General features: G+C 63.3%; 14 protein-coding genes. 5 read left to right on the top strand and 9 right to left on the bottom strand.

Annotated elements, in window-relative coordinates; genetic code table 11:
• Positions 1-6 precede the first annotated feature (6 nt).
• The 3 genes from IGB42_RS06985 to IGB42_RS06975 form a co-directional block, all read right to left on the bottom strand.
• A complete protein-coding gene (locus tag IGB42_RS06985; RefSeq protein WP_159668999.1) occupies positions 7-633 on the bottom strand; it encodes a GGDEF domain-containing protein in 627 nt (208 codons plus the stop codon).
• A gap of 43 nt (positions 634-676) precedes the next feature.
• Positions 677-1,111, bottom strand: a complete 435-nt coding sequence (dksA, locus tag IGB42_RS06980; protein ID WP_159668996.1) for an RNA polymerase-binding protein DksA — start codon at positions 1,109-1,111, stop codon at positions 677-679.
• A 607-nt stretch (positions 1,112-1,718) separates the two neighbouring features.
• Entirely contained in the window at positions 1,719-2,423 is a 705-nt protein-coding gene (locus IGB42_RS06975) for a Crp/Fnr family transcriptional regulator (protein ID WP_236822519.1), read from the bottom strand.
• 287 nt (positions 2,424-2,710) lie between these two features.
• On the opposite strand from IGB42_RS06975, the gene IGB42_RS06970 reads away from it, so the two are divergent.
• The 3 genes from IGB42_RS06970 (at position 2,711) to IGB42_RS06960 (ending at position 4,665) form a co-directional block, all read left to right on the top strand.
• Positions 2,711-3,097 carry a DUF4398 domain-containing protein gene (locus IGB42_RS06970; RefSeq protein WP_159668993.1) on the top strand — a complete coding sequence of 129 codons (387 nt, stop codon included), beginning with the start codon at positions 2,711-2,713 and terminating at the stop codon, positions 3,095-3,097.
• 87 nt (positions 3,098-3,184) lie between these two features.
• Positions 3,185-4,081, top strand: a complete 897-nt coding sequence (locus IGB42_RS06965) for an OmpA family protein (RefSeq protein ID WP_159668990.1) — start codon at positions 3,185-3,187, stop codon at positions 4,079-4,081.
• A gap of 47 nt (positions 4,082-4,128) precedes the next feature.
• On the top strand, positions 4,129-4,665 hold the full coding sequence (locus IGB42_RS06960) for a bacterioferritin (protein WP_236822518.1): 537 nt from the start codon (positions 4,129-4,131) through the stop codon (positions 4,663-4,665).
• A 34-nt stretch (positions 4,666-4,699) separates the two neighbouring features.
• On the opposite strand, the gene IGB42_RS06955 is transcribed toward IGB42_RS06960, so the two are convergent.
• Positions 4,700-5,422 (bottom strand): Crp/Fnr family transcriptional regulator, encoded by a 723-nt coding sequence (locus IGB42_RS06955; protein ID WP_236822517.1) that lies wholly within the window; start codon positions 5,420-5,422, stop codon positions 4,700-4,702.
• A gap of 233 nt (positions 5,423-5,655) precedes the next feature.
• Between IGB42_RS06955 and IGB42_RS06950 the strand changes: the two genes are divergently transcribed.
• Both IGB42_RS06950 and IGB42_RS06945 read left to right on the top strand, forming a co-directional pair.
• A complete protein-coding gene (locus IGB42_RS06950) occupies positions 5,656-5,814 on the top strand; it encodes a DUF3309 family protein (RefSeq protein ID WP_159668984.1) in 159 nt (52 codons plus the stop codon).
• Between the two features lie 172 nt (positions 5,815-5,986).
• Complete coding sequence (locus IGB42_RS06945) at positions 5,987-6,319, top strand: hypothetical protein (protein ID WP_159668981.1); 333 nt, start codon at positions 5,987-5,989, stop codon at positions 6,317-6,319.
• A 72-nt stretch (positions 6,320-6,391) separates the two neighbouring features.
• On the opposite strand, the gene dgoD is transcribed toward IGB42_RS06945, so the two are convergent.
• Genes dgoD through IGB42_RS06920 form a run of 5 tightly spaced genes read right to left on the bottom strand, consistent with a single transcriptional unit; the run spans position 6,392 to position 10,759 of the window.
• Positions 6,392-7,540 (bottom strand): galactonate dehydratase, encoded by a 1,149-nt coding sequence (gene dgoD / locus IGB42_RS06940; protein WP_159668978.1) that lies wholly within the window; start codon positions 7,538-7,540, stop codon positions 6,392-6,394.
• Entirely contained in the window at positions 7,537-8,163 is a 627-nt protein-coding gene (locus tag IGB42_RS06935) for a 2-dehydro-3-deoxy-6-phosphogalactonate aldolase (protein ID WP_159668975.1), read from the bottom strand. The genes dgoD and IGB42_RS06935 overlap by 4 nt, the downstream gene beginning before the upstream one ends.
• Positions 8,164-8,169: 6 nt before the next feature.
• On the bottom strand, positions 8,170-8,943 hold the full coding sequence (locus IGB42_RS06930; protein WP_159668972.1) for an SDR family oxidoreductase: 774 nt from the start codon (positions 8,941-8,943) through the stop codon (positions 8,170-8,172).
• A complete protein-coding gene (locus IGB42_RS06925) occupies positions 8,940-9,824 on the bottom strand; it encodes an aldose 1-epimerase (protein ID WP_159668968.1) in 885 nt (294 codons plus the stop codon). Before IGB42_RS06925 ends, IGB42_RS06930 begins: the two co-directional genes overlap by 4 nt.
• 35 nt (positions 9,825-9,859) lie before the next feature.
• Positions 9,860-10,759, bottom strand: a complete 900-nt coding sequence (locus IGB42_RS06920; protein WP_159668964.1) for an SMP-30/gluconolactonase/LRE family protein — start codon at positions 10,757-10,759, stop codon at positions 9,860-9,862.
• Positions 10,760-10,820: the final 61 nt, after the last annotated feature.

The raw sequence follows: 10,820 nt of genomic DNA, 5'->3' as shown, positions 1-10,820 counted from the left end.
GCGCAATCAGGCTGCAGCCTTGGCCTGTTTGCGCTCGCGTGCCAGCCGGTTTTTGTTGGTCCGCAGCGCACTGGCCCGTTCATGCCGGCGCATTTTCACCCGGTACATGTTGCGGTCGGCCTGCTGCAGCAGCTGGGCCGGCCGCTGCCTCTGGCCCTTGTACAGCGTGACCCCGATGCTGGTGCCCACCAGCACCGTTTCCTGTGCCAGCAGGTACGGCGCGGCAAGGCTGCGGCGCAGTTTGGCGATCACGGCGGATACCGATTCCGGGCCGCTGATCTGCGGCAGCATCACGACAAACTCATCGCCGCCCAGCCGGGATGCGGTATCGGTCATGCGCAGGCAACTGCTCAGCCGCCCGGCGACCTGCTGCAGCAACACGTCACCGGCGTTGTGGCCCAGCCGGTCATTGATGGTCTTGAATCCGTCCAGGTCCATCATCAAAACGGCAAGTTGCAGATGCTGGCGATCTGCCAGTGCCATGGCCTGCTGCAGGCGATCGTAAAGCAGACGCCGGTTGGCAAGCCCGGTCAACACATCGTGATCGGCGCTGTGGCGGGCAATGCGCAGCATGTCTGCCAGTTTGATCAGCCGTTTGCGCAAGCGCAGATTGGTTTGTACCAGCGTTTCCATGGGATACCCCCCCGTGTGCTTGCAGCGTGCGGCGCGCAGCTGGCTAGCGGCGCGCCCTTACCTTGCGCCGCATTTCGTGGCGCTCTTGCGCTTCCAGCGCCAGCGTGGCGGTAGGGCGGGCCGTCAGGCGCGGCAGCCCGATGGGCTCGCCGGTTTCCAGGCACCAGCCGTAGCTGCCATCCTGCAGCCGGGCCAGCGCGGCATCGATGCTGTGCAGATGCTTGCGTTCCCTGTCGCGCACGCGCAGCTCGAGCGCGTGGTCTTCTTCCACCGAAGCACGGTCGGACGGATCCGGCGTGGCCTGGAAGGTCTGGATATTTTCGGCGGTTTCATGTGCGGCATTGAGCAGCATTTCCCGCTCCGAAAACAGCAGAGTGCGGAAATACAACCGTTGTGCGGGCGACATGTATTCATCGCCGCTGGCCAGCAGCTGGGCCGGCAGGGTGGGAACGATGTGGGCCAACCGGGTGATCGTCATGAGCAGCCTCCTTGCAATGCCGGCCGGCAACTGCATGCAGGCCGACCATTAGTTGAACCGGCTGTGCCGGCGATAGTGCCAGAGCTGCTTGCCATCAGCATCGAGCAGGGGTGCCGGGTTATCCTGGGCGGTGCCCGCCAGCCAATGCGCAAGGTTCTGGCCGGCGGGCAACTGCAGCATGCTGACCGGGCCTTGTTGCAGCTTGATGTGCGTACACGAAGGGGTTTGTGCAGTAGCTGGCCCCGTTGCTGGTTGCGCGGAAGTCGCTGCTGCAGGCGCGGTGGACGATGTGCCGCTGGCCGACGGCAAAGCATTTGCGGCTGGCGGTTCCGGCTGTGGACAGGCGGTGCGGGCGGGCCCGCTTCTGCGTTCCACGCCGGGTGAGGCAGGCACGCCATAAATACCGGCTGTCCTCGGAGCCCAATCGCTCGGATGGGGTGTCAGGTACTGTTTGTAGATATTCATTTGGGGTCCCCTTTCATTCCGGTGTGCGCTGGCAGCCAAGGTGTCACCGGTTCGACAATGGCGTGGCTGGTGTACAGCGTCTGTACGCTGGCAGACGTACTGCCTGCGCCGTTCGCCAGACGGTGCGATGCCCTTGCAGCGTTCAGTGGCCCTGGCTTGCATGGCAGCTGCACGCTGCGGCTTCGAGGCCCGCGCGGTCGAGCACGGTGATGTCGCCGCGGCGATAGCTGATCACGCCAAGTCGCTGCAGCTCGGTGGCCGCCATGGTGATGCCCACGCGGCGCACCCCCAGCATGCGGGCCAGAAACTCGTGCGTGATATGGAATGCGTTGCCGGGCATGCGGTCATGCGTGAGCAACAACCAGCGTGCCAGGCGGCCTGCCACCAAGTGAAAACGTGCGCAGACAGCAGCTTGGGCCAATTGCTGCATGTGCAACTGCAGTGCCAGCTTGAGTTCGTGTTGCAGCTGGGGGCTTTGCGCCAGGCGCTGGGTAAACAATGCACGCGCCACGCACAGTGCGGTGCCCGGGCACTGCACCTGCGCATGCAGCAGCGCACTGTCCGCACCGAGGATCAGCTCGTTGCCCAGCATGCCCTCGTTGCCCACCAGGCCCACGCCCAGGCTGTTGCGGGCCGAGCCGGCTGCGGTCAGTGAAATCACGCAATCGAGCGGGAAATACACGGCGCTGATGGCTTCGCTGCAATGTGCCAGCACCGTGGCGCCCACCAGCCCGACGTATTCGCCATTGGCAAGCAGGTAGTGCCTGTCGGCAGCGGGCAGCCGCGCCAGCATGCCGTTGACTGCAAAGGGTAGGGCCAGTGGTGGGAGCATCGCCGGATTATTCATGGATTGCTGCAAAACAGCCTTTTGATCAAGGGGCCAGGCGCGTGCGGGGGACTGCTTGCGATGAATCTGCAGCGCCGATGCCATGCAGCCTGAACGCAAACCCGGGTGGGGGTCTGCGCGCTAACGCACCAACACGCAATTGCTGCCGCTGCCGCAGGGATGCGCTGCGGGGTGTGAACAATTGCCCCCGCCTATGTACGTCAACGTACCGAGCCGATCTGCAAAGGCGCCCATAAAGCAGCCATGGCGGCACTTGTCGCGTGCAGTTCAACTACCCGGGGAATCACATGAAAAACAAATCCACACTGGCGCTTACGGCCATTTTTGGCGGCATGGCGTTATTGGCTGCCGGTTGCAGCAGCATGAAAACACCGGCAACCAGCAAGGTGGCCGTATCTGCCGCAGCGGTGGATAACGCCACCAGCGCAGGCGGCGCCGAGTTTGCACCGCTGGAAATGGGCATGGCGCGCGACAAGATAGACCGGGCCAACAAGGCCATGGCGGCCAAGGATTACAAACTGGCCAATACGCTGGCCAACGAAGCCGAGGCCGATGCAAAGCTGGCCCAGGGCAAGGCAGATTCGGCTAAGGCCAAGCTGGCCGCTACCGCCTTGCAGGACGACCTGAACGTGCTGCGTGAAGAACTCAAGCGCAGCAGCGAAGCCACCCAATAAGCCACCCAATAAGCAGCCCATCCATCCCTAACCGGCGCATTGCCTGCCTTTGCAGATGCGTGCTGCCCACCCTCCAGGAACATCATCATGACAAAACGTAATCGATACACCACGCCAGTATTGCTGACCATTGCCGCACTGCTGGCCGCCTGCAGCTCGGTGCCTAAGACCACCAGCCTGCTTGAACAGACCCGCAGCGATTACCAACTGGCACAGAATAATCCGGATGTGGTGCGCTATGCCCCGCTGGAACTCAAGCAGGCTGGTGATGCACTGGCCGCGGCGGATGTGGTTGCAAAGAAGGGTGACGATGCTGCCAGCATCGACAAGCTGGCCTATGTAGCCAAGCAGAAGGTGGCACTGGCACAGGAAGCCGGCAAGAAGAAAACCGCCGAGGCCGATGTCGCTACCGCCGGCAAGGAGCGTGATCAGCTGCGACTGGATCAGCGCACGCAGGAGGCCGACAAGGCCAAGCTCAGCGCCGCGCAGGCCGATGCAGCCACCAAGGCCGCGCAGGGTGAAACGGCAGAGGCGCAAACCCAGATCCAGCTGGCCAATGCGCGCGCAGCGCGGTTTGAAGCACAGCTTGCCGAGCTTGCCGCCAAGAAGACGGATCGCGGCATGGTAATCACGCTGGGCGACGTGCTGTTCGGTACCGATCAATCACGGCTGACGGCAGACGGCATGCGTACCGCGCAGAAGCTGGCGGACGTGCTGACGCAGAACCCGGAACGCAAGGTGCTGATCGAAGGCTTCACCGACAATACCGGCAGTGATGCACACAACCAGGAATTGTCCGAACGACGCGCAACCACGGTGCAAAGTGCACTGGTGGGCATGGGCATTGCCAGTGCGCGCGTCAGTACACGTGGCTACGGTGAATCACGCCCGGTGGCAGCCAACGATACCGCGCAAAACCGCCAGCTGAATCGCCGCGTGGAAATCGTGCTGTCGGATGTGGAAGGCAAGATGGCGCAGCGCTAGGCTGTGCTTTGCAACCTTCCCTCACGCAGCACCGGCAGGAGAAACGCATGCTCAATGAAATGACGGCAATCCGCGCGGACGTGGATACGCAGGCGATCCGCGATGCGGCCCGGCGTATCGACGATGGCGCAGTAACGGTCGGTTATCGCGCTGATCGCGAGGCCATCATCGCCATGCTCAATGGCGCACTGGCCACCGAGCTGGTGTGCGTGATGCGTTACAAGCGCCACTATTACACGGTGAGTGGCCTGCAGAACGGGCCGGTGAAAGCCGAGTTCCTGCAGCATGCCAAAGAGGAACAGGCACACGCCGATATGCTGGCGCAGCGCATCGTTCAGCTCAATGGCAAGCCTGACTTCAACCCGGCTACGCTCAGCACACGCAGCCATGCCGAATATGACGATTCGGACAACATCCAAGCGATGATCAGGGCCAATCTGGTTGCGGAACGGATCGCCATCGAGGCCTACCGGCAAATGATAGAAAACATCGGCAGCATGGACCCGACCACCACGCATATGCTGGTTGGCATCATGGCGACCGAGGAAGAACATGCAGACGACATGCGTGATTTACTGATGTAAATGGCCGTGCCAGCGCCGATTGCTCGGTTTGCAATCAGTGCTGGCAGGATTCCGGCAGCAAGCGGTCGAACTCGCGTTTGACCACCGCGTAGCACTCGCAGGAGCGCGCTTCCAGCCCCGGGCGGTCCAGCACGGTGATGTGGCCGCGTGCATAACGGATCAGGCCGGCGCGGTGCAGGTTGCCGGCGGCCTCGGTCACGCCTTCGCGGCGTACCCCCAGCACGCTGGCGATCAACTCCTGGGTCATGATGAGTTCGTTGGACGGCAAACGATCAAGGCTGAGCAGCAGCAGCCGGCACAACTGCTGGTCCAGCGCATGGTGGCGGTTGCATACGGCAGTCTGTGCCATCTGCGTGAGCAGCGCCTGCGTGTAGAACAGCAGCCGCCGCTGCATGGGGCCGGCACGGAAAAATTCGTCTTTCAGCAACTGGCCCTTCAGCCGGTATGCATGGCCGGCGATTTGCACCACAGCGCTGCTGGTGGTGGTTTCGCCCCCCATGAACAGCGATACCCCGACGATGCCTTCATGCCCCACCACGGCCATCTGGCCGGCAGAGCCGTTTTCCATCACGTACAGCAGCGACACGATGCACGAGGTGGGAAAGTACACATGGCGCATCAGCCCGCCCGATTCGGACAGCACATGGCCCAGTGGCATGGGAAACAGCTCCAGGTGTGGCAGCAGGCGCTGGTAATCGTCTTCCGGCAGGGCGGCCAGCAGATGATTCTGGCGGGGATCATGTGGGGCGGCAGGCACTGCGGACTCCATATCAGCCACCGCATGCCGGCAGGCAGGCAAGGTAGGTGATCAAACCACTGTTATACGCTGATCGCCTGCATACCACGCTCATCAATTGCCGATAACCCGGCGTGCAGCGGGATGCTGATGTTCGCTAGCGCACCGATGCCGGTGCCGCTTGCGCATAGGCTATGGGTATTCAGGCGGCGCATTGCCAGCCGCTGTTCAACCGAGTAGCCAAGGAGTCGTTCATGAGTTTGGGAACCCTGTTATTGATCGTACTGGTGTTGATGCTGATCGGCGTGATACCCAGCTGGCCGCACAGCCGGAACTGGGGTTACGGCCCCAGTGGCGGCGTGGGGCTGATCGTGATCATCCTGCTGGTGTTGTTGCTGACAGGCCATCTGTAGCCAGCCGGGTATCCGGGTGCGGGCCGGCCAGCAGCGCTGGTATAGCTTTGCCTGCAGATACATGGCCTTATGATCGGCAGCGCACAGACGCTACCCCGGTTGCGACGGCAATCTTCAGCGTCACCCGGCATGCCGTATTCACGCGGATTGCCCGAACCGACCGGAGATCACCATGGACAAGCAAGCCCCGCACGGCCCGGAAGCCGTACCTGCCACGCCAGTTGGCAAGACGCGCATTGCTCCCGCTTTCGGTGGCATCGAGCGCCGTGCCGATCCCGAGCGCATGGACCGGATCAATACCATGCAGCCGCCAGCCAGGCACATCATCCACATGCCCGCGCGGCGCACTGAGCTGCTCGCTGCGAACGCGGCTGGTCATGGCAGCAATATCCAGCCTCAAGAGCCATGCAGCGTGAACGTGGATGAAATGACGGCAAAATCCGTGGGGCAAGTGGCCAGTGCACTGCAAACCTGGGATCGCCTGACCGAAAGCGGCCGGGTCTGATCCACCTGATCTGGCTGACCCTGATCAGTCGGCTACCAGGCCGACAATCTGATCAGGTGTGGTGGCCGGCGCTTACCACTCCGCCACGCTACCATCGGCATGCCGCCATAGCGGGTTTTTCCAGTCGGTAGCCTGCTTGCTGCGCGCGATCACCAGGTCTTCGTCGATTTCCACACCCAGCCCCGGTTTGGGCAGCGGCTTGATGTAGCCACCTTCCGGCGTGAAGTCGGCCTTGTTGTGTACATAGTCGAGCACTTCGCCGCCCTTGTTGTAGTGGATGCCCATGCTTTGTTCCTGGATGAAGGCATTCCAGCTCACGAAGTCCACATGCAGGCAGGCAGCCAGCGCAATCGGCCCCAACGGGCAGTGCGGGGCCAGCGCCACGTCGTGCGCTTCGGCCATTGCGGCGATCTTCACGCATTCGGTGATGCCACCGGCGTGCGACAGATCCGGCTGCAGGATGCTGATACCGCCCGCCTGCAGTACCTGCTTGAATTCAAAGCGCGAGTACATGCGCTCGCCCGCCGCCAGCGGGATATGCGTGGCTGCTGCCAGCTTCGGATAATATTCGGCCTGCTCGGCCAGCACCGGCTCTTCGATGAACAGCGGCCGGTATGGCTCCAGCTCCCGGATCAGCACCTTGGCCATGGGGGCTGCCACGCGGCCGTGGAAATCCAGCCCGAACTCGATGCTGTTGCCGAATGCCGCACGGATTTCCGCTACCTTGGCCACCGCAGCATCGATGGCGCGGCTATTGTCGACGATGCCCAGCTCTTCGCAGCCATTCATCTTGAAGGTGTCAAAGCCCAGGTCCACGCGCGCCTGGATATCGCGGATGATATCGGCCGGCCGATCGCCGCCCACCCAGCTATAGGTTTTCATGCAGTCACGCACCAGCCCGCCCAGCAACTGGTACACCGGCACACCCAGTGCCTTGCCCTTGATATCCCACAGCGCTTGGTCGATGCCGGCAATCGCGCTCATCAGCACGCCGCCGCCACGGTAGAAACCGGCGCGGTACATCACCTGCCACAGGTCGTTGATGCGGGCCGGATCTTGCCCGATCAGGTAATCGGCCATTTCGTGCACGGCGGCTTCCACGCTGCGCGCATGGCCTTCCAGCACCGGTTCGCCCCAGCCGGTCACGCCTTCGTCCGTTTCCACCTTCAGGAACATCCAGCGCGGTGGCACGCGATAGGGGGTGAGCTTGATGATCTTCATTGAACCTGTTCCTGATAGCGCCGGTAGGCGGCAACAAAGGCCTGTGCCCGCTCGCGGGTGGTTTCCAGAAACTGGCCGGGCTTGTAGAGATCACTGCCGAGGCCTGCCCCGGCGCAGCCCACCGCCAGGTATTCATGCAGGTTGGCCGGCGTGATGCCACCGACCACGAATACCGGGACGTGCTTGGGGATCACCGCCAGCAGCGCCTTGATATAGGCCGGGCCCAGCAAGCCACCCGGGAAGATCTTCAGCGCCTGCGCGCCGGCCTTGATGGCGGTAAATACCTCGCTGGGCGTCATGCAGCCGATGCAGGTGGTTTGCGACAACGCCACCGCGCTGCGGATGACTTCCTCGTTGGTATTGGGGGTGACCACCAGCTTGCTACCCAGCGCGGCCAGCAGCTCCACCTCGGCAGGCTCCAGCACCGTACCAGCGCCGATCAGCGCTTTCAGGCCGTAGGTTTGCACGGTGAGCGCGATACTGCGCTGCCAGTCCGGCGAATTCAGCGGTACTTCGATGGCATCGAAGCCTTCTTCGATCAGTACCCCCACATGATCGAGCACTTCATCCGGGGTAATGCCACGCAGGATGGCAATCAATGGCAATCGGGTAGGCCAGGGCATGGATATTCACTCGTGGTAAAGCTGCGAGCGGCCACCATCGATCAGGATGTCGGTCGCGTTGATGAAACGGGCTTCGTCGCTGGCCAGGAATACGGCGGTATACGCCACTTCTTCCGGCTCGCCGATGCGCTTGCATGGCAGCAGTTCGGCCTGGCGCTGGCGCTCGGCAGCGGGGTCTGTACAGCTGTTGAAATAGGCTTCGGCAATCGGCGTCATGATCAGGCCGGGCGAGATCGAATTCACCCGCACGCCCTGCGCCGCATACTGTATGCCCAGTGCCCGCGTCAGCCCGATCAGGCCGTGCTTGGCCACCGGGTAGGGAAAGGCACCGGGGATGATCTTGTGCCCGTGCACCGAAGCAATATTGATGATGCTGCCCGCACCCTGCGTCAGCATGTGCGGCAGCGCCGCCTGGCAGCAGTGCCACGCGCCTTTCAGGTCCACCGCGAAGCAGCGTTCCCATTCATCGTCGCTCAGCGCCAGCGGGTCGTTGAATACATTGATGCCGGCATTGTTCACCAGCACGTGCAGGCCACCGAAATAGTCTGCGGCGTGGTCTAGCGCGCGCTGCACCGCTGCGCGCTCGGCCACGTCGGCCGCCACGATCAGTGCATTGTCCGGCCCCAGCTCGGCCAGCAGCGCTTGCGCGCGGTTATCGTTGCTGCGCACGTTGATGGCCACCTTGGCGCCCTCGGCCACGAACAGCCGGGCAATGGCTGCGCCTATGCCTTGCGCGGCGCCAGTGACCAATGCCACCTTGCCATGCAGCCGTCCGCTCATGCAGCCGCCTCGTCGCTGGGGTGCACGGTAAACTGGAAGCGGCGCGACAGTGTCTGGCCGGTTTCCAGGATGGTCAGCCCGCTTTCCGCCGGGTTGCCGGCGTAGTTGTGTGCATTGATCGAGTGATCGGCCGGCTCGAAGCAGAAGAAATCCTGCCCGGGCGGGGTATACAGCACGTAATGGCCGGCATCCGCAGTGATCTGCGTGTGTACATCCCGGTTGAGCACTTCCGCCCGGCCGCTCCAGCCGGCGTAACCGTGGTTGATCATGGTGCTGGCCGGCAGCGCCTGCTGCAGGTTGAAGTCCCATTCGCCTTCCGGCGTGCTCAGCTGCGTGGGCAGGTTGTCGCTCCCGGCCTGCCACAGGCTGCGCGCCGGTGCGGTCAGCCGGGTGGCATCATCGCGCGGGAAGAACGGGTGCAGTCCCAGCCCGAACGGCAGCCGCTGGCCCAGGTTGCGCACCGATACCGTCACTGCCAGCCGGTTGCCCGACAGCTGGTAGCGTTGCCATGCCTCGAAAGTGAACGGCGTGCCGCTGTACTGCAGATACAGCTCTGCACTGCTGGCATCGCTGGCCAGGGTTTCCCACGCGCTGAAGGCGCCGTGGCCGTGTATCGGGTAAGCCTCGTCGCTGCGCGTGGGCGGCAACGTGTGCGTGGTGCCGCCAAAATCGAAACGGCCGTGGCCGATACGGTTGGACCACGGCACCATTGCATAGCACGCCAGTGTGTTGGGTTCCTGCGGATCGGCGCTGCTGCTGCGCGGGCGCAGTACCGGTATCGCCTTGCCGCCGGCTACCCAGTCGAGCCGGGCAATGCCGCCCGCCAGTTCCGGCAGCAATTCGAGGTGGAGCAGGCCATTGTCGAGTATCAGTGTGTTCATGGATGGGCTCCTGTTGGTGTGGGGCGGCGGCGGGATCAGCGCAGGCTGCCGCCGTAACGTGGCTCGGGCAAACCGTGAATGCCGTCCGGTTGTGCGGTGAACACCGCACCGGCAGTGGCCTCCTGTGCCAGTGCGGTATCGCTCATGCCGGCGCGCGCGGTGGTGATGTAGAGCGTATCGAGCGTGGCCCCCGCAAACGTCAGGCAGGTGGCTTGCGATGCCGGCAGGCGGATTTCGCGCTCGATCTCGCCCGCTGGCGTATAGCGCACCACGCGGTTGCCACCCCATTCGGCATTCCACAAATGCCCGGCGGCATCGACGATGGAGCCATCCGGGTCTGGCGCGTTGCTGCGCTGGTGCGTGGCATCGGCAAACAGCCGGATGCGTTCCGTGTTGCCGCTGGCTGCGTCGTAGTCGCAAGCCATGATGCATTTGGTGGGTGAATCGGTGAAATACAGGGTGCCGCCATCCGGGCTGAAGCAGATGCTGTTGGCGATGGCGCAGCCAGGCAGTGCCAGCTTCTGCAAGCTGCCGTCCACGCCATACCGGTAAAACGCGCCGATCGGCTCCGGCCCGCCCTCGTTCAGCGTGCCGAACACGAAATTGCCGGCCCGGTCGCAACGGCCATCGTTGATGCGGGTTTTCGGGTATTCCGGCTCTACATCCTGCAGATGGGCCAGCTCGCCACTGCCGGCATCGAAGCGGGCCAGCCCGCGTTCCAGTCCCAGCAGCAATACGCCATCCGTCGCCGTCAGCGCAAAGCAGCCCAGCCGCTCGCGCAGCGGCCAGCTGCGCTCGGCCCGGGTGGCCGGGCTGTATTGCCACAGCGTGGCGGCATGGATATCGGTCCACCACACCACCTGCAGGCGGTCATCCCACAGGATGCCCTCGCCCAGGTTGAAGCGGGATGGAGAGATGGGCTGTACATTGTGCATTCGGAAGCTCGGAAAGACCGGTGATCATTCAGATTAGGGCCGGCAGGTTGCATTTGCATCT

It is taken from the genome of Andreprevotia sp. IGB-42 (assembly GCF_009848685.1).
GTDB lineage: Bacteria > Pseudomonadota > Gammaproteobacteria > Burkholderiales > Chitinibacteraceae > Andreprevotia.
This window is presented reverse-complemented; position numbering and strand designations above follow the sequence as displayed.

Excerpts from the sequence above, each read along its gene's own strand:
- IGB42_RS06985 (WP_159668999.1), bottom strand. The coding sequence starts at position 633 with ATGGAAACGCTGGTACAAACCAATCTGCGCTTGCGCAAACGGCTGATC.
- dksA (WP_159668996.1), bottom strand. The coding sequence starts at position 1,111 with ATGACGATCACCCGGTTGGCCCACATCGTTCCCACCCTGCCGGCCCAG.
- IGB42_RS06975 (WP_236822519.1), bottom strand. The coding sequence starts at position 2,423 with ATGAATAATCCGGCGATGCTCCCACCACTGGCCCTACCCTTTGCAGTC.
- IGB42_RS06970 (WP_159668993.1), top strand. The coding sequence starts at position 2,711 with ATGAAAAACAAATCCACACTGGCGCTTACGGCCATTTTTGGCGGCATG.
- IGB42_RS06965 (WP_159668990.1), top strand. The coding sequence starts at position 3,185 with ATGACAAAACGTAATCGATACACCACGCCAGTATTGCTGACCATTGCC.
- IGB42_RS06960 (WP_236822518.1), top strand. The coding sequence starts at position 4,129 with ATGCTCAATGAAATGACGGCAATCCGCGCGGACGTGGATACGCAGGCG.
- IGB42_RS06950 (WP_159668984.1), top strand. The coding sequence starts at position 5,656 with ATGAGTTTGGGAACCCTGTTATTGATCGTACTGGTGTTGATGCTGATC.
- IGB42_RS06945 (WP_159668981.1), top strand. The coding sequence starts at position 5,987 with ATGGACAAGCAAGCCCCGCACGGCCCGGAAGCCGTACCTGCCACGCCA.
- dgoD (WP_159668978.1), bottom strand. The coding sequence starts at position 7,540 with ATGAAGATCATCAAGCTCACCCCCTATCGCGTGCCACCGCGCTGGATG.
- IGB42_RS06935 (WP_159668975.1), bottom strand. The coding sequence starts at position 8,163 with ATGCCCTGGCCTACCCGATTGCCATTGATTGCCATCCTGCGTGGCATT.
- IGB42_RS06930 (WP_159668972.1), bottom strand. The coding sequence starts at position 8,943 with ATGAGCGGACGGCTGCATGGCAAGGTGGCATTGGTCACTGGCGCCGCG.
- IGB42_RS06925 (WP_159668968.1), bottom strand. The coding sequence starts at position 9,824 with ATGAACACACTGATACTCGACAATGGCCTGCTCCACCTCGAATTGCTG.
- IGB42_RS06920 (WP_159668964.1), bottom strand. The coding sequence starts at position 10,759 with ATGCACAATGTACAGCCCATCTCTCCATCCCGCTTCAACCTGGGCGAG.